At 70.0% G+C, this 20,783-nt stretch carries 19 protein-coding genes and 1 tRNA gene; 1 reads left to right on the top strand and 19 read right to left on the bottom strand.

Features of this window, described 5'->3' with window-relative positions:
- Window positions 1-136: 136 nt before the first annotated feature.
- The 11 genes from MW290_RS13550 to MW290_RS13600 all read right to left on the bottom strand — a co-directional run bounded on the left by MW290_RS13550 (window position 137) and on the right by MW290_RS13600 (window position 10,617).
- On the bottom strand, window positions 137-277 hold the full coding sequence (locus tag MW290_RS13550) for a hypothetical protein (protein WP_250195178.1): 141 nt from the start codon (window positions 275-277) through the stop codon (window positions 137-139).
- A gap of 9 nt (window positions 278-286) precedes the next feature.
- A complete protein-coding gene (locus MW290_RS13555) occupies window positions 287-736 on the bottom strand; it encodes a type II toxin-antitoxin system RatA family toxin (protein ID WP_250195179.1) in 450 nt (149 codons plus the stop codon).
- A 71-nt stretch (window positions 737-807) separates the two neighbouring features.
- Window positions 808-1,440 carry a flavin reductase family protein gene (locus MW290_RS13560; RefSeq protein ID WP_250195180.1) on the bottom strand — a complete coding sequence of 211 codons (633 nt, stop codon included), beginning with the start codon at window positions 1,438-1,440 and terminating at the stop codon, window positions 808-810.
- 10 nt (window positions 1,441-1,450) lie between these two features.
- Complete coding sequence (locus MW290_RS13565; protein WP_250195181.1) at window positions 1,451-2,302, bottom strand: M55 family metallopeptidase; 852 nt, start codon at window positions 2,300-2,302, stop codon at window positions 1,451-1,453.
- 10 nt (window positions 2,303-2,312) lie between these two features.
- The gene (locus MW290_RS13570) at window positions 2,313-3,422 is read right to left on the bottom strand and encodes a P1 family peptidase (RefSeq protein ID WP_250195182.1); all 1,110 of its coding nucleotides are present in this window, start codon (window positions 3,420-3,422) and stop codon (window positions 2,313-2,315) included.
- Complete coding sequence (gene gsiD, locus MW290_RS13575) at window positions 3,391-4,275, bottom strand: glutathione ABC transporter permease GsiD (RefSeq protein WP_250195183.1); 885 nt, start codon at window positions 4,273-4,275, stop codon at window positions 3,391-3,393. The genes MW290_RS13570 and gsiD overlap by 32 nt, the downstream gene beginning before the upstream one ends.
- Entirely contained in the window at window positions 4,272-5,192 is a 921-nt protein-coding gene (gene gsiC / locus MW290_RS13580) for a glutathione ABC transporter permease GsiC (RefSeq protein ID WP_250195184.1), read from the bottom strand. Before gsiC ends, gsiD begins: the two co-directional genes overlap by 4 nt.
- A 25-nt stretch (window positions 5,193-5,217) precedes the next feature.
- Window positions 5,218-6,756, bottom strand: a complete 1,539-nt coding sequence (gene gsiB, locus MW290_RS13585; RefSeq protein WP_250195185.1) for a glutathione ABC transporter substrate-binding protein GsiB — start codon at window positions 6,754-6,756, stop codon at window positions 5,218-5,220.
- Between the two features lie 44 nt (window positions 6,757-6,800).
- The gene (locus MW290_RS13590) at window positions 6,801-8,681 is read right to left on the bottom strand and encodes a dipeptide ABC transporter ATP-binding protein (protein WP_250195186.1); all 1,881 of its coding nucleotides are present in this window, start codon (window positions 8,679-8,681) and stop codon (window positions 6,801-6,803) included.
- On the bottom strand, window positions 8,678-9,649 hold the full coding sequence (locus tag MW290_RS13595; RefSeq protein ID WP_250195187.1) for an isoaspartyl peptidase/L-asparaginase family protein: 972 nt from the start codon (window positions 9,647-9,649) through the stop codon (window positions 8,678-8,680). Before MW290_RS13595 ends, MW290_RS13590 begins: the two co-directional genes overlap by 4 nt.
- Window positions 9,646-10,617 (bottom strand): MurR/RpiR family transcriptional regulator, encoded by a 972-nt coding sequence (locus tag MW290_RS13600; RefSeq protein WP_250195188.1) that lies wholly within the window; start codon window positions 10,615-10,617, stop codon window positions 9,646-9,648. Before MW290_RS13600 ends, MW290_RS13595 begins: the two co-directional genes overlap by 4 nt.
- Before the next feature lie 149 nt (window positions 10,618-10,766).
- On the opposite strand from MW290_RS13600, the gene MW290_RS13605 reads away from it, so the two are divergent.
- A tRNA-Ala gene (locus MW290_RS13605) sits at window positions 10,767-10,842 on the top strand.
- Between the two features lie 131 nt (window positions 10,843-10,973).
- Here the strand turns inward: MW290_RS13605 and MW290_RS13610 are convergent.
- The 8 genes from MW290_RS13610 to MW290_RS13645 form a co-directional block, all read right to left on the bottom strand.
- Window positions 10,974-11,834, bottom strand: a complete 861-nt coding sequence (locus MW290_RS13610; protein ID WP_250195189.1) for a transporter — start codon at window positions 11,832-11,834, stop codon at window positions 10,974-10,976.
- Window positions 11,835-11,853: 19 nt separating this feature from the next.
- Entirely contained in the window at window positions 11,854-14,022 is a 2,169-nt protein-coding gene (locus tag MW290_RS13615) for a PQQ-dependent dehydrogenase, methanol/ethanol family (protein WP_250195190.1), read from the bottom strand.
- 25 nt (window positions 14,023-14,047) lie between these two features.
- Window positions 14,048-15,499 carry an aldehyde dehydrogenase family protein gene (locus MW290_RS13620; protein ID WP_250195191.1) on the bottom strand — a complete coding sequence of 484 codons (1,452 nt, stop codon included), beginning with the start codon at window positions 15,497-15,499 and terminating at the stop codon, window positions 14,048-14,050.
- A 120-nt stretch (window positions 15,500-15,619) separates the two neighbouring features.
- Window positions 15,620-16,447, bottom strand: a complete 828-nt coding sequence (locus tag MW290_RS13625; RefSeq protein ID WP_250195192.1) for a helix-turn-helix transcriptional regulator — start codon at window positions 16,445-16,447, stop codon at window positions 15,620-15,622.
- A gap of 92 nt (window positions 16,448-16,539) precedes the next feature.
- Entirely contained in the window at window positions 16,540-17,481 is a 942-nt protein-coding gene (locus MW290_RS13630; RefSeq protein WP_250195193.1) for an AraC family transcriptional regulator, read from the bottom strand.
- A 33-nt stretch (window positions 17,482-17,514) separates the two neighbouring features.
- The gene (locus MW290_RS13635) at window positions 17,515-18,243 is read right to left on the bottom strand and encodes an SDR family oxidoreductase (RefSeq protein ID WP_250195194.1); all 729 of its coding nucleotides are present in this window, start codon (window positions 18,241-18,243) and stop codon (window positions 17,515-17,517) included.
- A gap of 21 nt (window positions 18,244-18,264) precedes the next feature.
- On the bottom strand, window positions 18,265-19,644 hold the full coding sequence (gene dalD, locus MW290_RS13640; RefSeq protein ID WP_250196681.1) for a D-arabinitol 4-dehydrogenase: 1,380 nt from the start codon (window positions 19,642-19,644) through the stop codon (window positions 18,265-18,267).
- 42 nt (window positions 19,645-19,686) lie between these two features.
- Window positions 19,687-20,769: an ABC transporter ATP-binding protein gene (locus tag MW290_RS13645; protein ID WP_250195195.1), complete on the bottom strand. Its 1,083-nt coding sequence runs from the start codon at window positions 20,767-20,769 to the stop codon at window positions 19,687-19,689.
- Between the last annotated feature and the right edge of the window lie 14 nt (window positions 20,770-20,783).

Below are 20,783 nucleotides of genomic sequence, written 5' to 3' on the forward strand. Positions count from 1 at the left end.
GCGTGCCTAAGGCCGTGCGGCGCTGGTCACCAGCCGCAGACCAAGACCCATCATGACCAGACCCGCGGTCCCGTCGATCCAGGCCTTGTACGACAGGAGACCTTCTACGGTGCTTCGGAAGAAAGTGCAACCGCGATCAGTGAGTATCGGCCGCGGCCTCGATCAGAAAGACCAGGGCCAGCACCGCTGCCGCAAAATCGAGTGAGACGTGACCTTCAGCCGAAGCCTGCGGCGGGAGTGTGCAGAGAACCGTCCGGCTCGTGGATGGTTGATCCATGGTCCGCATTCAGTCGGCCTGCTGTTCAGCCCAGTCCTTGAACGCAGCGAGGCGGCGCTGCATGTCTCTGCGGTACAGGCCGCCGATGACAGGCTCCACCAGCCACCTGAGCACGGCAGGGCGAGCCTTGAAGTTATAGACGAATCGCACCCTTGTGCTGCGCTCGCCGATGCTCTCGAACCGCCAGGTGCCGCCGAATTTGCGCAGCACCCATGGGCCTGAGGTCATCTGAACGGCGGCGTGTGATGGTGGAGAAAAGGATATGTACTTGGAGACAAGGACGGAGCCGCCACGATTTCTGCAGAACGACTCGACTCCTACGGCCCCAACCGTGGCGGAGCCTAGGAGATGGGCCTCGGCAAGGTACTTGTCCCATTCGAGCCTGCGCTGGTAGTCCTGGGACAGCCAGAAGAGCGTCTCAGCAGGTTTGGCAACAGTGGCAGATACCGACACGCGCATGGGAGCAGCCTAACGCATAGGGCAGCACGGCCGAAGCCACCACGCGCGCCGCCGTGCCTGCCTGCGCACCGTCACATCTCGTCGATCGCCGTCCGCGTGCTCGGTTGCTCGCTGCCATCCACCGCAAAGCGGTCCCGGGTGGTCACGTAGAAGCTGGCGCCGAAGCGGCCGACCGGGTGGTAATCCTGCAGGCGCACGCGCCAGCGGTCGGCGTCGATCAGGCCTTCGCGGGCGCTGAGCCACAGCACGCGACCGATGAAGACGTAGCGGCTGGGCGTCTCCATCGTTTCGTGCAGCACGCATTCAAAGGCCACCGGCGCTTCGGCGATGCGTGGCGGCGCCACCGCGCGCGACGGCGTGGGCGTCAGGCCGGCATGCACCAGCTCGCTCTCGTGCGGCGGCAGGCGGTCGCCGCAGGCGTGCATGCGGGCGGCCATCGGCTCGTCGGTGATGTGCACCACGAACTCGCGGCGCGCCAGGATGTTGGCGGCCGTGTCCTTCAGCTGGCCGTCGGTCAGCCGGTTGATGCTCAGCATCACGATCGGCGGGTCTTCGCCCAGCATGTTGAACATGCTGAACGGCGCGGCATTGACGGTGCCATCGGCGCCCAGGGTGGTGACCAGCGCGATCGGCCGCGGCACGATCAGGCTGGCCATCAGCTTGTAGCGGGCGTAGCTGTCGAGCTGGGTGAAGTCGATGTCCATGGTCCTTCCTTCAACGCATGGCCTGGGCCATCAGCGACCAGGCATTCAGGCAGCGCACCGCCTCGTGCACCGTCGCGCAGTCGATGGCGATGGTGTCGCCGGCCTCGCGCCGCACCGTGGGCCACAGCGCAAAGGCATCGGCCAGGGCAGGCGACTGGCATTGCAGCCGCAGCGCCACCGGCGCGGCGCCCTGCCCGGCCGCCGGCAGCCGCAGCACCGGCGGCGCGCCATGCGCCAGCCCTTGCACCGCGGCCCGGGCCGCCTGCTCGATCTGGCTGCGCGAAGCCTGCGGCGACAGCGACCGGCCACTGCGGGCACCATCGGACCACTTGACCACGCAGCAGGCCAGCTCGGGCATCAGCGCCCGCGCCTCTTCGGCGGTGACGTCGCAGCCGCTGACCATCAGCACCGGCACGTCGAACTGGCCGGCCAGCGCGGCATAGAGGCCGATCTCGCCCAGCTCCAACCCGTTGAGCCACACCCGCGCGAACGCAAAGCTGTTGCTGGTGTGAGCCAGCACGCCGGTGGCCTTGGAACGGGCATGCCAGCCGATCATCAGCACGCCGTCCACCTGCTGGTCGACGCCGGCCATCATGCCCAGCAGCCGCGGCTTGCCCTGGATGAGTTCGGCCCGCGGGTCCAGCTCATCGGCCAGCAGGTTGCCGAAGTGGCCGTGCGAATCGTTCACCAGCACACGGCCGGCGCCGCCTGCAAAGGCGCCGCGCACCGCCGCATCGGCCTCGGCCGTCATCCAGCGGCGGGCACGTTCGTAGTCGCCGTTGCCGGCCTGCGTCTGCTCGGGCCGCCAGACGCCGGCCACGCCTTCGATGTCGACGGCGACGAGCACAGTGGGTTGCTTCATGGGGGGATCGTCAGGCAAAGAGTTCGGGGGCCGCTTCACGCAAGGTGAGGCGGCGGTGGCCGTCGCGGCCGGTGACGGGCGTGGCCGCAAACAGCGCATGCAGGATGGCCTGCTCGGTGGCCTCGGCCGCGGCCTGGAACAGCAGGTCCAGCGCCGCCTCGTGCAGCAGCGCTACCGCCGGCATCGGCGCCGTGGGCTGCTGCGGGATGCGCAGCGCGGTGCTGAAGGCCAGCGCGATGTCGCCGCTGCCGTGGCCGTAGTCGCTGCCCGTGCGGGCCAGCCCGGCGGCGGCACGCCGCGCCACGCGGGTGAGCTGCCGCGCGTCCAGCGGCGCATCGGTGGCCAGCAGGATGATGATGGAGCCTCGCTCGGTGGCCGGGCCGCCAGCCGGCGGTGCGATGACCACCCGCCGCCCATCGACCACCAGCGCACCGGGTCGGCCCTGGTTGGCCAGCACCAGCGCGCCCAGCGTGTAGCCCTGCCCTTGCCAGCGCACGCAGCGCGACGCACTGCCCACGCCGCCCTTCAGCCCATGGCAGCTCATGCCGCGACCGGCGCCCACGCTGCCTTCTTGCAAGCCTGGAAGCCCTGCCCCGCCCTGCCGCGCCAGCGCCAGTGCATGCTGCACATGCGCCTCCTGCAGCGCCAGCGCCTGGGCATCGTTGAGCCAGCCGTCGTTGCACTCCAGCGCCAGCGGGTTCACCGTCGGCAGGCTGCGCGCCAGTTGAGGCACCTGGGCGATGGCGTCGCGCACCAGCGCGTTGAAGGCGGTGCCCACGCCGAAGGTGCTGGTGAGTGCGATCGGCGATTCCAGCGTGCCCAGCTCCTGCACCTGCATCAGCCCGGCGCTTTTGCCAAAGCCATTGATCACGGCCACGCCGGCCGGCAGCTTGTGCATGAACAGGTCGCCGGGCTGCGGCAGCAGCACCGTGGTGCCGGTCTGCACCGGGCCTGCGTCCAGCGTGCAGTGGCCCAGCGAGACGCCGGCCACGTCGGTGATGTGGTCGCGCGGGCCGCTGGGCAGCAGCCCCACCTGCGGCGCACCCAGGCGGCTGCGCGGCCGCGCGGGTGCCGCCGTCAGCGGTGCATCAGGCACGGTCGAGCTTGGGGTCGAGTGCATCACGCAGCCCGTCGCCCAGCAGGTTGAAGGCCAGTACCGTGATGAAGATGGCCATGATGGGAACCAGCGCCACGTGCGGCGCGTTCAGCATGTCGGCGCGGGCCTCGTTCAGCATCGCGCCCCATTCGGGCGTGGGCGGCTGCGCGCCCAGGCCCAGAAAGCTCAGGCTGGCCGCGGTGATGATGGAGGTGCCGATGCGCATCGTGAGGTACACCACCACCGAAGCCACGGTGCCCGGCAGCAGGTGGCGCAGCATGATCACGTGGTCGGGTGCGCCGATGCTGCGCACCGCCTCGATGTACGTTTGGTGCTTGAGCGCCAGCACATTGCCCCGCACCAGCCGCGCGAAGGCCGGCACGCTGAACACCGCCACCGCCACGATGACGTTGACCATGCCGGTGCCCAGCACCGCGACGATGCCGATGGCCAGCAGGATGCCGGGGAAGGCGAAGAGCACATCGCTCATGCGCATGACGATGCGGTCCCACCAGCCCTGGTAGTAGCCGGCCAACAGGCCCAGCAGCGTGCCGATGACGGCGCCCACCGCCACCGAGATGAAGCCGGCCGCCAGCGACACCCGCGCGCCCATCAGGATGCGGCTGAAGATGTCGCGGCCCAGCGGGTCCACGCCGAACCAGTGCTTGGCCGAAGGCGCGGCATTGAGTGCGTCGTAATCGAAGAAGTTCTCGGCGTCGTAAGGCACCAGCCAGGGCGCGAGCGCGGCCACCAGCACCAGCGCCAGCACGAAGGCGCCGGCCACCAGCGCCACGCGCTGCTTCTTGAACTTGCGCCAGAACTCGGCGGCCGGCGTGCGCACCGGCGTGGCCGCGGCGGCGATGGAGGGGTTGTTCACTGGAAGCGGATGGTCGGGTTGATGACGGCGTACAGCACGTCCACCACCAGGTTGATGAGGATGAATTCGAGCGAGAACAGCAGCACCAGGGCCTGCATCACCGGGTAGTCGCGCATCTCCACCGCGTCGATCAGCAGCCGGCCCATGCCGGGCCAGTTGAAGACCACCTCCACCACGATGGAGCCGCCCAGCAGAAAGCCGAACTGCAGGCCCATCATGGTCACCACGGGGATCAGCGCATTGCGCAGCCCGTGCTTGAAGACCACCCGCGCCTCGTCCAGGCCCTTGGCCCGGGCGGTGCGCACATAGTCTTCCTTCAGGATGTCGATGAAGGAGCTGCGGGTGAAGCGCGCCATCACCGCCGCCACGCCCGCGCCCAGCGTGAGCGAAGGCAGGATGTAGTGCTTCCAGCTGTCGGCGCCCACCGTGGGCAGCCAGCCCAGCTGCACCGAGAACACCTGCATCAGCAGCATGCCCAGCGCAAACGGCGGGAACGAGATGCCCGAGATGGCCAGCGACATGCCGGCCCGGTCGGGCCAGCGGTTGCGCCACACCGCCGAGGCGATGCCCAGCACCAGGCCCAGCAGCACCGACCAGCCCATGGCCGCCACCGTGAGCCAGAAGGTGGGCGCAAAGCGCTCGCCGATCTCGTCGGCCACCGGCCGCTTGGTGCGGATGGAGTGGCCGAAGTCGCCCTGCAGCGCATGGGTGAAGAAGCGCACGAACTGCAGGTGCAGCGGCTGGTCCAGGCCCAGGTCGCGGCGCACCAGTTCCACCGTCTCCGGCGTGGCATCGACACCGGCGGCCAGCCGCGCCGGGTCCCCCGGCAGCAGGTGCACGAAGCCGAACACGAACACCGCAACCAGCAGCAGCGTGGGCACCAGGCCCACCAGCCGCTTCAGAAGGTACGCAAACATCAGGTCAGGGCTGCAGGGTTGAGGTTCACTTCAGTTCGACTTCGTCGAAGTTGAAGCTGCCATCGGGGATGACGTAGAAGCCGGCCAGGTTGCGCGCGCGCACCGACACCAGCCGCTCGGTCACCAGGAAGGCCCAGGGCGCGTCCTTCCAGATCTGCTTCTGCGCCTCGGTGTAGAGCTTGGCCTTCTCGGCCTTGTCGGTCGTCACCAGCGCCTTGCCGATGGCCTGGTCCACCGCGTCGTTCTTGTAGTAGGCCGTGTTGAACAGCTTGGGCGGGAAGGATTCGCTGGCCAGCAGAGGCCGCATCGCCCAGTCGGCCTCACCGGTGGAAGACGACCAGCCCACGTAGTACATGCGCACCGGCGCGGTGGCGGGGTCTTGCGCGCTTTCCACGCGTTCCACGCGTTGGCCGGCTTCCAGCGCCTGCACCTGCAGCTTGATGCCCACCTGGCCCAGCTGCTGTTGCACGAACTGGATCACCTTTTGCGCGGTGGTGTGGTTGTAGGCCGACCACAGCGTGCTCTCGAAGCCGTTGGGGTAGCCGGCTTCCTTCAGCAGCTCACGCGCCTTGGCCGGGTTGTAGGGCCAGGGGCCCAGCTTGGCGGCGTATTCCACGCCCTGCGGCAGCACGCCTTCGGCCGGGATGGCATAGCCCGAGAAGGCCACCTTGATCAGCGCGTCCTTGTTGATGGCGTAGTTGATGGCTTCACGCACCTTGGGGTCGCTGAACGGCTTGTGCTGCGTGTTCATCGACAGGTAGCGGTGGATGATGGACGGCGCGGCCGTCACTTCCAGGCTGGGCTTCTTCTCCAGCGTGGCCACCGACTCGGGCGGCACCGGGAAGGCGAAGTGCGCCTCGTTGGTCTGCATCACCGCGGCGCGGGTGTTGTTGTCCACCACCGGGCGCCAGGTGATGCTGTCCACCTTGGGGTAGCCCTTGCGCCAGTAGCCGTCGAACTTCTCCACCTTCAGGTAGTCGGTGGCCTTCCATTCCACGAACTTGAAGGGGCCGGTGCCCACCGGGTTCTGCGCGATGCCCTTGTTGCCGAACTTGGCCAGCGCAGCCGGCGAGATGATCACGGCCGACGGGTGCGCCAGCGAGTTGATGAAGGGCGAGAACGCTTCCTTCAGCGTGAAGCGCACCGTGGTCGCGTCCACCGCCTCGGTCTTGGCGATGTTCTTGTACAGGTTGTAGCGCTTGAGCTTGTTGTCGGGGTTGGTCACGCGGTCGAAGGTGGCCTTCACCGCCTCGGCATTGAAGGGCGTGCCGTCGTGGAACTTGATGCCGGTCTTGAGCTTGACGGTGTAGACCAGACCGTCCTTGCTGGCGGTGTAGCTCTCGGCCAGCACCGGCACCATCTTCATGTCCTTGTCGAAGCCGAACAGGCCTTGATAGAACGACTTGGCCACCGCCTGCGACAGCGTGTCGTTGGCGTCATAGGGGTCGGTGGTGGTGAAGGTGGATTGCACCGCCACCACCACGTCCTTGGCGGCGTGGGCAGCCACGGCGCTGCCGGCGATGGCCAGCGCGGCGGCCAGGCGGGTGAGCTGTTGTCGGTTCATGCGAACACTCCTGCTGAGTTGTCTGTACAAGTGGAATGGAGAGGTCAGTACGCGCCGCCCACCGGATGGCGCGCCACGAAATGGCCGGGCGCCACCTGCGCCAGCGGCGCCACCACCGGCGGGTCGCCCAGCGCCCGCACCGGGCTGGCGATCTCGTCGGACAGCAGCGGCCGCTGCTTGCGGCGCGTGGGGTCGGCCACCGGCACCGCCGACATCAGCCGGCGGGTGTAGGGGTGCTGCGGGTTCTCGAACACGGCGCGGCGCGGGCCGATCTCGACGATCTGGCCCAGGTACATCACCGCCACGCGGTGGCTGATGCGCTCCACCACCGCCATGTCGTGCGAGATGAAGAGGTAGGCCATGCCGAACTCCTGCTGCAGGTCGAGCAGCAGGTTGATGATCTGCGCGCGGATGGACACGTCCAGCGCCGACACCGCTTCGTCGGCAATCACCACCTTGGGGTTGAGCGCCAGCGCGCGGGCAATGGCGATGCGCTGCCGCTGCCCGCCCGAGAACTCATGCGGGTAGCGGTGCGCCGTCTCGGCGGGCAGGCCCACTTTTTCCAGCAGCCAGCGCACGCGCTCTTCGGCTTTGTCCGCGGTCATCAGCTTGTGGATGAGCAGCGGCTCCATCACCGAGTAGCCCACCGTCAAGCGTGGGTCGAGCGAGGCATACGGGTCCTGGAACACGAACTGGATGTCGCGCCGCAGCGCCTGCAGCGCGGCGCCTTCCAGCGGCGCGATGTCGCGGCCGGCCACTTCCACCCGACCGCCCTGGTGCGCGATCAGCCGCGCCAGCGAGCGGCCGGTGGTGCTCTTGCCGCAGCCCGATTCACCCACCAGCGCCAGCGTTTCGCCGGGCTGCAGCTCGAAGCTGATCTGCTCGACCGCATGCACCTGCCGCTTGACGCGGCCGAACACGCCGCTGCGCAGCGGAAAGCGCGTCACCAGCTTGTCCACCTTCAGCACCGGCGGCAGGTCGTGGCGCACGCTGTCGGGCATCAAAATCTGTTCAGCTGCGCCGGGCGTGGCCCTGCCGGCCGGCAGCTCGCCCGGCATCACGAAGCGCGCCGGCAGGTCCTGCCCCTGCATGGCGCCCAGCTGTGGCACCGCGGCCAGCAGCGCCTGCGTGTAGGGCTGGGTGGGCGCGGCAAACAGCGAGCGGCAATCGCCCTCTTCGATCTTGTCGCCACGCTTCATCACCAGCACCCGGTCGGCGATCTCGGCCACCACGCCCATGTCGTGGGTGATGAAGATCACGCCCATCGCCAGCTCCTGCTGCAGCTGGCGGATCAGCGCCAGGATCTGCGCCTGGATGGTGACGTCGAGCGCGGTGGTGGGCTCGTCGGCGATCAGCAGCGTGGGCCGGCAGGCCAGCGCCATCGCGATCATCACCCGCTGGCGCATGCCGCCCGACAACTGGTGCGGGTGGCGGCCCAGCACCTCGCGCGCTTCAGGAATGCGCACCAGGTCGAAGAGGCGCAGCGCCTCGGCCATGGCCTCGGCCTGTGTGCGGCCCTGGTGCAGCACGATGCTCTCGGCCACCTGCTGGCCGACGGTGAACACCGGGTTCAGGCTGGTCATCGGCTCCTGGAACACCATCGCGATGTCGGCGCCGCGCAGCGCGCGCATCTGCGCACCGCTGGCCTGCGCCAGGTCGATGCGCTCGCCATCGCGGCGGGTCAGCCACATCCGGCCGCTGTCGATGCGGCCGCCGCCATGCTCCACCAGCCGCATCAGCGCCAGCGAAGAGACGGACTTGCCCGAGCCTGACTCGCCCACGATGGCCAGCGTCTCGCCGGCATCCACATGAAAGCCCAGCGAGCGCACCGCCTGCAAGCGGCCCTGCTCGGTCTTGAAGCTGACGCTGAGGTCTTGCACCTCCAGCACCCGGCGCAGGGACGGCGGAACAGCGGGCTTGTTCATGCATCGGCCTCGTCAGCGTAGATGGCCACCTGCACCGGCTGGCCCACCCGTGCCCAGCCGCGGTACATGCCTTCGGTGTTGAAGGGCAGCACCACACCGCCCTGCGCATCGACCGCGATCAGGCCGCCACGACCGCCCAGCGGCGGCAGCTTGTCCATCACCACGCGGCGCGCGGCCTCGGCCAGCGGCAGGCCGGCGTACTCCATCAGCGCCGACACGTCGTGTGCCGCCAGGCCGCGCATGAAGGCTTCGCCCGCGCCGGTGCAGGACACGGCCACGGTGCGGTCGTTGGCATAGCAGCCCGCGCCGATCAAGGGCGAATCGCCCACGCGGCCGGGGCGCTTGTTGGTCATGCCGCCGGTGGAGGTGGCAGCGGCCAGGTGGCCGTGCACATCCAGCGCCACGGCGCCGACGGTGCCGAACTTGTTGCGTTCGTCGAGCGGCGAGACGGTCGCGGCCGCGCCGTCATGGTCCAGTGCCATGCCGTCGCCGCTCTGCACCGCCCGCAGCTGGGCCAGGCGGGCCGGCGTGCCGAACCAGTCGGGCGTGACGGTCTCCAGGCCCTGCTGGCGCGCAAAGCGCTCGGCGCCGTCGCCGATCAGCATCACCGCGCCGCCTTCTTCCAGCAGCGCGCGGGCGGCCAGCACCGGATTGCGCAGCGTGCGTACGCCGGCCACCGCGCCGGCGGCCAGGTCGCTGCCGCGCATCACGCAGGCGTCCAGCTCATGGCGGGCATCGGCGGTGTACACCGCACCTCGGCCGGCGTTGAACAGCGGGCACTCTTCCAGCTGGCGCACCGCTTCTGTGACCACGTCCAGCGCGGTCGCGCCCGCGGCCAGGGCGCCCTGGGCCAGGGCCAGGATCTCGGCCAGCGCGGTGCGGTAGGCGGCCTGCTGCTCGGCCGAGATCGTGGCGCGCGACAAGGTGCCGGCGCCGCCGTGGATCGCGATGACGGGGATGGCGCTCATTCAGTGTCCTTCCGCGGCCGGGCGGCACGGCGCAAGGCCGGTGCTGCCGCCGGGCGGCCGGTGTCGATCTGCAGCCAGGGCAACACGCCGCTGGCCATGTCTTCGGCGCGTTGAACCGCGTCGGGCGTGTGGTGTACCACGGCCGCCACCAATGCCTCCAGCAGCGCCAGCACCGTGGCATTGCTGGTGGAAGCCACCTGGCGGTTGACGTGGGCATACAGCACCACGTCGGCCAGCGGCACCAGCGGCGAGGTGGGCTCATCGGTCAACGCCAGCACCTTGACGCCGCGCTCGCGCGCCAGGCGGGTGAGCACGATGGTGTCTTCCACATAACGCGGAAAGGCCAGCGCCACCACCACGTCGCGCGGGCCGCGCTTGACCAGCTGCCGCGCCGCATGGCTGGGCCCGCCGCTGTGCGCCAGGCTGCTGACGCGGGCGCAGTAGGGCTCCAGCTCATGCTGCAGCAGGCCGGCCAGGTAGGCGCTGCTGCCCCAGCCGAGGGTCATCACCTGCTCGGCCTCGGTCAGCAGCTTGACGGCGGCATCGCACGGCTGGTGCTGCAGGGCCTGCACCGTGTGCTGCAGGTTGCCCAGCGTCTCGGTCAATGAACCGGCCATCGCCTGCTGCGTGCTGGCGCCCTGCCGCAGGTTGCTGCGCAGGCTCTCCACCGGGGCCAGGATGGCCTCGAAGCCGCGCGCCAGCTCGGCCCGGAACTGCGGATAGCCCGGGTAGTTGAGGGCCCGCGCAAAGCGGTTGGCCGTGGCCACCGAGACGGACACCTCGCCCGCGAACTCATCGATGTTGAGCGTGGCCGCCCGGAACGGATGCGCCAGCACCGCCTGCCCCATGCGCTGCAAGGCCGCCGGCATGCCCGGCAGGCACGCCGCCACCTGCTGCAACACAGGCAACGCGGCAAAGCGGCCGGCCCAGTCAGAGGGCGCAGCCAGGGTGGCGGGCGGCGAACGCATGAAAACGGGATTACAGAAACAGTGCGAAGCTGGAAAGCAACTTACAGGCCGACTGTAGCCGCTCCCAAACGGTGCACCATGCGCAAAACCCGCAAGCCGCGCAGACGGCTCGCGCTGTGGAAAGTGTGGCTATACTCTGCGGCTGCAGTGGGGGGGTAGCTCAGCTGGGAGAGCGCCGCGTTCGCAATGCGGAGGTCGGGAGTTCGATCCTCCTCCTCTCCACCACCCAGATGCAAAAGGGGCTCGGAAAATTTCCGAGCCCCTTTTTCTTTTTCGGCGCGTCCTGCACGGCCGACATGATGTTCCGGCACGTCTTCAGCACGCCGAAGCCCCTCGTACGGGGCTTCCAGCCTCACTCAAAACGCATACAGCGCCCGCACCCCCACCGTCCGCAGCTTCGGCCCGTTCTCGACCTTCACGTCCTGGCTGGCCTGCAGTTGCAGCTGCACCTGCTTGGTCAGGAAGCTGGCCCAGGTCAGCGTGACGTTGCCGTCGTTCTTGCGGCCGCTCAGCGTGGTGCCGTCCAGCGTTTCCTTGGCGCCCAGCGTGTGGCGGTAGGAGACGGCCAGGTGGGTGGCGTCGCTCAGGTGGTAACGCAGGTGGGCGAAGCCGCGCACCAGCGGGGCCTTCTCGCTCTTGGTGTCGCGCCGGTCCTGGTACAGCTCGGTCTGGCCGATCAGGTCGATCGACCATTGCGGCGCGAAGCGGCGGATGTAGCCCACCTGCAGGTCGGCCGCCCAGCGGTTGTCGCTCAGGGCAAAGCCCTCGCGCTTGTCGGCGCCGGTGGGCGCGGTGATGAACAGGCTCCAGCCCAGGTGCTCGCCGCGCTGCAGGTCGGCGATGGTCCACAGCGTGCCGCCGAAGATGATGTCGCCCAGGCCGCTGGTCTTCTCACCGCTCAGGCCCACCTTCTGGCGGCCGAAGGGCACCACGATCTGCGGGTCGATGGTGTAGCCGTTCCAGGTGGTGAAGTGCACCCAGCGCAGCAGGCCGACGTCGAGCTTCAGGCCCAGGTTGTCCACGGCCGTGCGGCCGTCCGCCCGCAGCTGGTCGGCGCTGTTGTGCTGGCCGTAGAGCAGCAGCAGGTCGGTGCCCGCGGGCAGCGCGGTGTAGTCGCCCGCGTCCGGCGAGGTGGCGGCCTGGCCGGCCGCTGGCAGCAGCAGGCCCAGGCAGGTGGCCGCGGCGGCGCCCAGCAAGGTGTGGCGGGGGGTGGTCATCGGGGTCTCCTCGTTGTCATCAGCGCGCGCCGCCCAGCGGCGCGGGTGCGGTGGCAGCCACCGGGTTTGTCTTGAGCTCGGCGGCCAGGTCGTGGGATCGCTGGATCAGGTATTGGCGGATGGCTTCCACGTCGTCGGGTTGCAGCACCGCCGCGAAGGACGGCATGCCCTTGACCATGCGCGCCCCGGCCACGATGCCGGCGAACTGCGCGTGCTTCGCGGGCGTCAGGTAGCGCAGGTCGGGCACCACGCCGCCGCTCACCGCATTGGGGCCGTGGCAGGAGGCGCACATGCCGTTGTAGAGCGTGCGGGCCTGCTTCAACGACTCGGGCGAAGCGGTCACCGTCTGCAGCGGCGGCAGCGCCGTCACCGCGTTGGCGGGCGGCGGCAGCTTGCCCTGGCCGCCCAGCTTGAAGGTGACCACGCGGGCCTCGGGCCGCACCTTGGCCGACAGCGACATCGGCCCGCCCACCAGCGGCAGCGCGCCGCCCCAGCCCACCATGAAGGTGACGTACTGCTCGCCGCCCACGGTGTAGGTCACCGGGCCGGCCATGGCGCCGGAGTTCACCGGCGCCTCCCACAGCTTGGTGCCGGTATCGGCGGCATAGGCCACGGCGCGGCCATCGGCCGTGCCCTGGAACACCAGGTTGCCGGCGGTGCTCAGCGTGCCGCCATTGCCGGCGGAGGCGTAGTCCACCGTCCAGGCCGGGGCCTTCTTGGCCGGGTCCCAGGCGATCAGCCGGCCCTTCCAGGCCTGGCGGATCTGCGCCACCACCTTGGGGTCTTCCGGCACGTCAGGCACCTCGATGCCCAGGTTCACCACCGACTTGCTGGGCAGGAACAGCGGCTCCTTCTGCCCTTCCAGCCCGGCCACGGTTTCCTGCGCGGGCAGGTACACGTAGCCGGTCTTGGGGTTGAAGGACATCGGCTGCCAGCTGTGCGCTCCCAGGAAGCTGGGGATCACCAGCTTGGGCCCCTGGGTGTACTCGGCGTCACCCGTCAGCACCGGGCGGCCGGTGGCCAGGTCGACGTGCGAAGCCCAGTTCACCGGCACGAACTTGTCGGCCGCCAGCAGCTGGCCGTTGCGGCGGTCCAGCACATAGAAAAAGCCGTTTTTGGGCGCCTGCATCAGCACCGGGCGCCGGCTGCCCTGCCAGTCGATGTCGGCCAGGATCATGTGCTGGGTGGCGGTGTAGTCCCAGCGGTCGCCCGGCGTTGTCTGGTAGTGCCACAGGTACTCGCCGGTGTCGGGCTTGAGCGCGACGATGGACGAGAGGAACAGGTTGTCGCCCTTGCCCTGGCTGCGGAACTGGTAGTTCCAGGGCGAGCCATTGCCCACGCCGATGTAGAGCTGGTCCAGCTCGGGGTCGTAGGCCATCGAATCCCACACCGTGCCGCCGCCGCCCCACTTGGGCCAGGCGTCGCCGTGCCAGGTCTTCAGCGCCATCGCCATGGCCGCGTTCTCGGGCGGCGCATCGGCCTTGCCCGGCACGGTGAAGAAGCGCCAGGCCTGGCGGCCGGTGTCGGCGTCGTAGGCGGTCACGTAGCCCCGCACGCCGAACTCGGCGCCGCCATTGCCGATCAGCACCTTGCCCTTGACGATGCGCGGTGCGCCGGTGATGGTGTAGCTCTTGCTGCGGTCGATCACCGTGTCCACCTGCCACACCGGCTTGCCGGTGCGCGCGTCCAGCGCGATCAGCCGGCCGTCGAAGGCACCCACGTACACCCGGCCCTTCCACACCGCCACGCCGCGGTTGACGATGTCGCAGCAGCCGGTGGACAAGGTGTCGATCGCCACCTCGGGGTCGTAGGTCCACAGCTTGCGGCCGGTGCGTGCATCCAGCGCGTAGACGATGCTCTTGGCGCCGGTGGTGTACATCACGCCGTCGACCACGATGGGCGTGGCCTCCACGCCGCGGTCGATGTCCAGCTTGGTGGTCCAGGCAAGGCCCAGACGCTGCACATTGCGGTCGTGGATCTGCGTCAGCGGGCTGTAGCGCTGCTCGTCGTAGGTGCGGCCGTGGCTCATCCAGTTGCCGGGCTCGCGGTCGGCCTGCTGGATGCGGCGGCCGTCCACATCGGCCGGCGGGCGCGCGGCGGCGGTCAGCGGCGCGTTCAGGCCGGCCAGCAACAGGGCCGCGGCCAGGGCGCTGCCCACCGCGCCCGGGCGGGCGGTGTCGTTGTTCATCGCCTGTCTCCTTGCGTGCGGCGGGTCAGCCCAGCAGCACCGTGATCACTTTTTCTTCGGTGTAGGCCTGCACGCCGGCCAGGCCGCATTCGCGGCCGATGCCGCTGGTCTTCATGCCGCCCCAGGGCAGCCGCGGGTCGATCGGCGCCCAGGCATTGATGCCCACCGCGCCCGCCTTCACCGCATGCGCCACACGGTGGCCGCGGGCCACGTCGCGCGTCCACACCGTGGCGCCCAGGCCGTAGGCGGTGTCGTTGGCCAGCCGGATGGCGTCGGCCTCGTCGTCGAACGGGATGACAGTGGCCACCGGGCCGAAGATCTCTTCACGCGCGATGCGCATGTCGTTGCGCGCATCGACGAACACCGTGGGCTGCACGAACCAGCCGCCGCGCGCTTCGCTGGGGCCGCCAGCCGCCAGCGTGGCGCCTTCGGCCACGCCCTGGGCGATGTAGCGGTTGATGCGCTCGTACTGCTCCTGCTTGGCCACCGCGCCCATCTGAACGCCGGGCTCGGCGGGGTTGCCCACGCGGATCGACTGCGCGGCCGCGGCCAGCGCCTGGCCGAAGGCGGGCGCCAGCCCACGCTGCACCAGGATGCGCGAGCCGGCCGCGCACACCTGGCCCTGGTTGAAGAAGATGCCCATCGCGCAGCCCTGCACCGCGGCCTGCACATCGGCATCGTCGAACACGATCTGCGGGCTCTTGCCGCCCAGCTCCAGCGCCACGCGCTTGAACAGCGGGCCGGCGGTGCGCTGGATGATGGCGCCCACCTCGGGGCTGCCGGTGAAGGTGATCTTGTCCACGCCGGGGTGGGTGCACAGGGTGGCGCCCACCACCTCGCCCAGGCCGGGCACCACGTTCACCACGCCGTCGGGGATGCCGGCTTCCTGGCACAGCCGGGCCAGGTGCAGGGCCGACAGCGGCGTTTCTTCCGAAGGCTTGATGACCACGGTGCAGCCGGCGGCCAGCGCCGGGCCCACCTTCCAGCAGGTGATCATGAACGGCGTGTTCCACGGCACGATGGCACCCACCACGCCCACCGGCTCACGCCGGGTGTACGACAGCGTCGGCTGGCCCAGATAGCCGGGCGTCGGGATGGTGCGGCCCTCGAGCTTGTCGGCCCAGCCGGCGGAGGTGCGCAGCGTGCCGATGGCATTGGGCAGGTCCAGCAGCCGCGGCTCGATGGGCGGGCGGCCGATGCAGGTGGCGTCCATGTCGGCGATCAGCTCGGCATCGCGCTCCACCAGGTCGGCCAACTTGTTCAGCAGCCGGCCGCGGGCCTCGCCGCTCAGCCGGCTCCAGGCACCGCCGTCCAGCTCGCGCCGGGCGGCGGCCACGGCGGTGTCTACATCCGCCCGTGTACCGGCCGCGGCCTGGCCAAAGGCCTGCTGCGTGGCGGGGTTGACGAGCGTGAGCGTGCGGCCGTCACTGGCCGGCCGGGCCTGGCCGTCGATGAACAGCGGATGGTCTTGCGACATGGATGCGGTCTCCGGTTGGAAGCGCCGGGCAAGAAGCCGGGCATGGGACCGCAGTGTTGCGAGCCGGCGCGTAGCCGGCATCGCGAAGATTCGCGCAGGGCAAACCCGGGGCAGACCGGGTCACAAGCGATGTCGGCTGGCCAGCAGAGTGACCAGCCGCGCCGTGGTGGGCACGCCCAGCTTGGCGCGGATGCTGCGCAGCTGGTGGTCGACCGTGGAGAAGGCGCGGCCCAGCTCGCGGGCCGCTTCCTTGTAGCTCATGCCGGTGGCGATCAGCCGCACCAGGCGCAGCTCGGCCGGCGTCAGCTCGTCCAGCCCGGGCAGCTCTGCGGGCTGCCGGGGGCCGGCCGAGGAAGGTTCAGTCACTGCCGCATCGGCCCAGCAACGGGCCGCCCGCAACACCGGTCCCAGCACCGTGTGCGCCAGCTCACGCACGCCGTGCAGGGTGCTGTCGCTCCAGCCCGGGTGGGTGCCCGACCAATCGGCGCAGAACAGTGCCACCGGCTGGGCGCCGTCGAAGGCCGGCAGCACCAGTTTGGCCCGCGTGCCCAGCCGCTGCAGCGTGTGGCGGGTGCCCGCGCCGATGGCATGGGCCTGCCGCAGGTCCGGAAAGGCCACCGGCTGGCCAGCAGCCCAGATGGGGCGGATGTTGGCGTCCTGCGCGTTGAAGCTGGTACCGATGACGCTGGGCAGCTGCGCCGCCGGCCGCTGGGCCTCGGCCAGCGGCTGGTACACCGCATGGCCGGGCTGGCTGAAGCCGCCGTCCACCCGGTCGGCGCCCAGCGCGTCGCACAGCCACTCGGTGCACAGGCGCCAGCAGTCGGGTGCGCTGTCGATGTACAGCAGCAGCTCCGCCGCCAGCGCGCGCGCCTGGGGTGCCGGGCCAGCGCCCTCCAGCAGCCGGCTGCGCAGCTGGCGCTGCAGGGTCAGCAGGGGGTCGGTGTGCATGGACGGTGGTTTGTGAACTGCGGCGGCGCATTGTGCGGCCAGGCACGGCCGCGCCGCATCGGGGGCGCCACGGAGGCCGGCACCCGGGTGCCCTACCCCGCCGCTCCGCTGAACCGATCATTCGCCCGCCGCCGGAAGTCGCGCGGCGTCATGCCCTTGGCTTCCAGAAACCGGCGGTTGAAGTTGGCCAGGTTGTTGAAGCCCACCTCGTAGGCGATGTCGCCCACGCGGCGGTCGCTTTCCATCAACAGCTGGCAGGCGCGGTTGATGCGCACGCGGTTGACGAAGTCAGTGAAGTTGTTGCCGGTGGCGCGGCGGAAGAAGCGGCTGAAGCTGCTTTCCGTCATGCCCAACTCGGCGGCCAGGTCGGCGGCCACGAAGGTCTGGCTGATGTCGGCCGTCAACCGGCTGACGATGGCATTGATCTGGTCCATGCCGGCGTCGTCGTCCTTGGCCTGCATCTGCACGCTGGACAACATCCGGTAGTCGCTGCAGCGCGACAGCACGCCCAGCAGGTCGCAGAAGGCGGCCAGCCGGCGCAGCCCGCGCTCGGCCTTGCAGCGCTGCCACAGGCTGCGGGCCACTTCACCCATGCCGAAGAACTCCACACCGTGGCGCGCCCGCTCCAGCAGCGGCATGGCCTCGGCCAGCTCGGGCACCACCTGGGCGGCGGCCACCAGCGGCTCGCGCTGGAACTGGATCACCAGGTCGCGCTCGGCCACGCCGCCTTCGGGCACGTCCACCGACACCCAGTTGTGCGGCAGCCGCGGGCCCGTGAGCACCAGGTGCCCGGGCTCGAAGGAGCCGATCCAGTCGCCCACGAAGGCCTTGCCGGTGGTGGCCACGATGAGGTGCAGCTCGTACTCCTCATGGTGGTGCCAGCGCGCCAGCGGCGTGGGAAAGCCGTGCGCCAGGCAGCGGATGAAGCCGGTGTCTTCCACCGGCTCATAGCCCAGCGCGGTGGGCCGGGTGTGGTCGTACTCCATCTCCGGCGCACGCCGGCGCGGAGGGTGGATGGTGTCGTGGCCTCGCATGGCGTTGATTGTGGGCGCGGCGGCGCGCCGCGGCTACAGGTCGAACTGGCTGGGCAGCATCACCACGTCGCGGATGGTGACGTTGCGCGGGCGCGTAAGCATGAACATCAACGCCTCGGCCACGTCGGCCGGCTCGATCAGGCTGCCGCTGGCCTTGGCTTCGGCCAGCTTGTCGGCCGGCCAGTCGGCCAGCAGCGCGCTGGCCACCGGCCCCGGCGACAGCGAACCCACCCGCAACCCGTGCTTGAACACCTGCCGCCGCACTGTCTGCACGAAGCAGTGGATGGCCCATTTGGAAGAGGCGTACACCGGCTCCCACGGCGTGGGAAAGTGCGCCGCCAATGAGCTGGTGACCACGATGTCGCCGGTGCCGCGGCCGATCATGTGCGGCAGCGCGTCGTGCACGTTCTTCATCACCACGTTGACGTTCAGGTTCAGCATGCGGTCGATGGCGCTGCTGTCGGCGTCCACCAGGTCGCCACCCACATAGATGCCGGCATTGGCATGCAGGATGTCGATCTGCCCCGCCAGCGCCAGTGCGCGCGGCACCAGGCTGGCGCAGGCGGCGGCGTCCAGCAAGTCGATCTGCAGCGGCAGCGCGGCCGGGCCCAGGCGGGCGCATTCGCGGGCCAGCGCCTCGGCATCGCGGTCCACCAGCACCACGCGGGCGCCGGCCTGCAGCATCGCCTCGGTGCTGGCCAGGCCGATGCCGGAGGCGGCGCCGGTGACCACGGCCACGCGGCCTTCCAGTTGTCTAGACATCTTGATTCTCCTTCAGGCCGGCTAGCGACCGGCCAGCCATTGCGCCACGCGGTCGGAAGCGTCGCGGATCGCGGCCACCAGCCGTGCATCGCCGGCCAGCGGGCCCCACAGCGGCCCGTCGGCGCAGAAGGCCGCCACCGGGTCTGCCGCTTCGCAGATGGCATGGGCCACGGCCGGGTCCATCGCCTGGTCCTGGTAGGTGTACGGAATCTGCCCGCGGTGCCAGCGCTGCAGGTAGGCCAGGAACAGCGCCGGCAGCATGGCCACGCTGGCGATGCCCTCCCCGCGCGCCAGGCGCTCGCGGATGGTGGGCGCGATGAAGCCCGGCAGCTTGCTGAAGCCGTCCATCGCCACCCGCTGGTTGGTGTCGGCGATGGCCGGGTTGCCGAAGCGGTCGAGCACCACGTCGCGGTAGGCGGCCAGGTCCAGCGGACTGGGGCTCAGCACCGGGATGGTGTCGTCGGTGACGTAGTCGTAGGCCATGCGGCGGATCGCCGCGTCGTGGGTACCTTCGTGGATGTACTGCAGCCCGGCCAGCGTGCCGGCCCAGGCGATGCAGCTGTGCGTGGCATTGAGCAGCCGGATCTTGGCTTCTTCGTGCGCGTCCACCGACTGCACCATCTCCACGCCCACCCGTTCCCACTCGGGGCGGCCGGCGATGAAGCGGTCCTCGATCACCCACTGGATGAAGCTCTCGCCCATCAGCGCGGCGGGGTCGTCCACGCCGGTGGCGGCACGCACGCGCTCACGCACCTCGGCCGTGGGCCGGGGCGTGATGCGGTCCACCATCGCATTGGGGCTGCTGGTGTTCTGTTGCACCCAGGCCAGCAGGTCGGCGTCGCCCACCTGCTGGATGAACTGCAGCAGGCCGCTGCGGGCGCGGTCGCCGTTGTGGCGCAGGTTGTCGCAGTTCAGCAGCGTGAGCGGGCCCGCGCCCGCGGCCATGCGCGCCCGCAGGATGGCGGTGAGCGCGCCATACAGCGTGGGCGTCTGCGGGTGCGGATGACCGGCGCGCGCCGCGGCGATGTCGGCCGCCAGGTCGGCGAAGCCAAGGTCCAGCTGGTGGGCGGCGTCCAGGTAGTAGCCGGCCTCGGTGACGGTGAACGACAAGATGCCGGTGGCCGGGTCGGCGCCTTGCGCGATCAGCCCGGCCAGGGCGCTGTCGTGCGGAATCACGCGGCGGATGGCTTCGATGCGCTGGTAGCGCCGCGCCAGCGTGGGGCTCACCGTCTCCAGCATGTAGGCGCCGCCGCTGGCCTGCAGCGCGGCCATCAGCTCGGGCTGGTCGGGGCGGATGTTGCCGGCGACGATCACCCAGCGTTCATCGCCCAGCTCATGCAGGGCCTGCAGGTACACGGCCTGGTGGGCACGGTGGAAAGCGCCGAGGCCCAGGTGCAGCATCACCGAAGGGTTGGCAATGGCAGTGGTCATGGTGCCGCTCCTTCAGACGGCGGCGCTGGCCAGCGCGGCGCCACCCTGGGCCGGCCGCGCCAGCCGGCCCTGGTCGTCGAACACATGGGCGGCCATCGGGTCGATGGACAGGCCCACGGCGCTGCCGGGGTGCAGCGTGGTGCGTGCGCTCTGCCTGGCGATCAGCTTGGCGCCGTTGGCGGTGCCGGCGCCCAGGGCCACGTGGATCAGCGTCTCGGCGCCCAGCGCTTCCACCAGCGCCACCGTGCCCTGCAACTGGCCCTGCCCGGCGGGCTGCAGCTGCACGTCTTCGGGGCGCAGGCCCACGAAGCCGCCCGCCGGCACCGGCAGCTGGGGCGTGCCGGCCAGCTGTGGCAACTGGCTGGCGGGCAGCACGTTCATCTGCGGCGTGCCGATGAACTGCGCGACGAACTGGTTGGCCGGCCGGTCGTACAGCTCCAGCGGCGAGCCCACCTGCTCGATCTGGCCGTCGCGCAGCACCACCACGCGGTCGGCCAGCGTCATCGCTTCCACCTGATCGTGGGTCACGTAAATGGTGGTGGCACCCAGCTCGCGGTGCAGCTGGGCGATCTCCACCCGCGTCTGGCCGCGCAGCGCGGCGTCCAGGTTGGACAGCGGCTCGTCGAACAGGAACACCTTGGGCGCCCGCACGATGGCACGGCCGATGGCCACGCGCTGGCGCTGGCCGCCCGACAGCTCCTTGGGCGTGCGCTGCAGGTAGTTGGTCAGGTTCAGGATCTGCGCGGCGCGCGTCACCTTTTCCTGGATCACCGCCTTGTCCACGTTGGCCAGCCGCAGCGCGAAGGACATGTTGTCGAACACGCTCATGTGCGGATAGAGCGCATAGCTCTGGAACACCATCGCCAGGTCGCGCTTGGACGACGGCAGCTTGGTGATGTCGCGCCCGTCCAGCTGCAGGCTGCCGGCGTCGATCTCGGTCAGGCCCGCGATCATGCGCAGCAAGGTGCTCTTGCCGCAGCCCGACGGGCCGACGAAGACGATGAACTCGCCCTTCTCGATGGACAGGTTGACGCCCTTGATGGCGCGCAGTTCGCCGAAGTACTTCTCGACGCCCTTGAGTTGCAGAAAGCTCATGTGATTCTCCCGGG

The sequence above is a fragment of the Aquincola tertiaricarbonis genome (assembly GCF_023573145.1).
GTDB classification, from domain to species: Bacteria; Pseudomonadota; Gammaproteobacteria; order Burkholderiales; family Burkholderiaceae_C; genus Aquincola; species Aquincola tertiaricarbonis_B.

Excerpts from the sequence above, each read along its gene's own strand:
- gsiB (WP_250195185.1), bottom strand. The coding sequence starts at position 6,756 with ATGAACCGACAACAGCTCACCCGCCTGGCCGCCGCGCTGGCCATCGCC.
- MW290_RS13615 (WP_250195190.1), bottom strand. The coding sequence starts at position 14,022 with ATGAACAACGACACCGCCCGCCCGGGCGCGGTGGGCAGCGCCCTGGCC.
- MW290_RS13570 (WP_250195182.1), bottom strand. The coding sequence starts at position 3,422 with ATGCACTCGACCCCAAGCTCGACCGTGCCTGATGCACCGCTGACGGCG.
- gsiC (WP_250195184.1), bottom strand. The coding sequence starts at position 5,192 with ATGTTTGCGTACCTTCTGAAGCGGCTGGTGGGCCTGGTGCCCACGCTG.
- MW290_RS13550 (WP_250195178.1), bottom strand. The coding sequence starts at position 277 with ATGGATCAACCATCCACGAGCCGGACGGTTCTCTGCACACTCCCGCCG.
- MW290_RS13630 (WP_250195193.1), bottom strand. The coding sequence starts at position 17,481 with ATGCGAGGCCACGACACCATCCACCCTCCGCGCCGGCGTGCGCCGGAG.
- MW290_RS13635 (WP_250195194.1), bottom strand. The coding sequence starts at position 18,243 with ATGTCTAGACAACTGGAAGGCCGCGTGGCCGTGGTCACCGGCGCCGCC.
- MW290_RS13620 (WP_250195191.1), bottom strand. The coding sequence starts at position 15,499 with ATGTCGCAAGACCATCCGCTGTTCATCGACGGCCAGGCCCGGCCGGCC.
- MW290_RS13560 (WP_250195180.1), bottom strand. The coding sequence starts at position 1,440 with ATGGACATCGACTTCACCCAGCTCGACAGCTACGCCCGCTACAAGCTG.
- MW290_RS13610 (WP_250195189.1), bottom strand. The coding sequence starts at position 11,834 with ATGACCACCCCCCGCCACACCTTGCTGGGCGCCGCCGCGGCCACCTGC.
- MW290_RS13645 (WP_250195195.1), bottom strand. The coding sequence starts at position 20,769 with ATGAGCTTTCTGCAACTCAAGGGCGTCGAGAAGTACTTCGGCGAACTG.
- MW290_RS13600 (WP_250195188.1), bottom strand. The coding sequence starts at position 10,617 with ATGCGTTCGCCGCCCGCCACCCTGGCTGCGCCCTCTGACTGGGCCGGC.
- MW290_RS13565 (WP_250195181.1), bottom strand. The coding sequence starts at position 2,302 with ATGAAGCAACCCACTGTGCTCGTCGCCGTCGACATCGAAGGCGTGGCC.
- MW290_RS13595 (WP_250195187.1), bottom strand. The coding sequence starts at position 9,649 with ATGAGCGCCATCCCCGTCATCGCGATCCACGGCGGCGCCGGCACCTTG.
- MW290_RS13555 (WP_250195179.1), bottom strand. The coding sequence starts at position 736 with ATGCGCGTGTCGGTATCTGCCACTGTTGCCAAACCTGCTGAGACGCTC.
- dalD (WP_250196681.1), bottom strand. The coding sequence starts at position 19,644 with ATGCTGCACCTGGGCCTCGGCGCTTTCCACCGTGCCCACCAGGCCGTG.
- MW290_RS13590 (WP_250195186.1), bottom strand. The coding sequence starts at position 8,681 with ATGAACAAGCCCGCTGTTCCGCCGTCCCTGCGCCGGGTGCTGGAGGTG.
- MW290_RS13625 (WP_250195192.1), bottom strand. The coding sequence starts at position 16,447 with ATGCACACCGACCCCCTGCTGACCCTGCAGCGCCAGCTGCGCAGCCGG.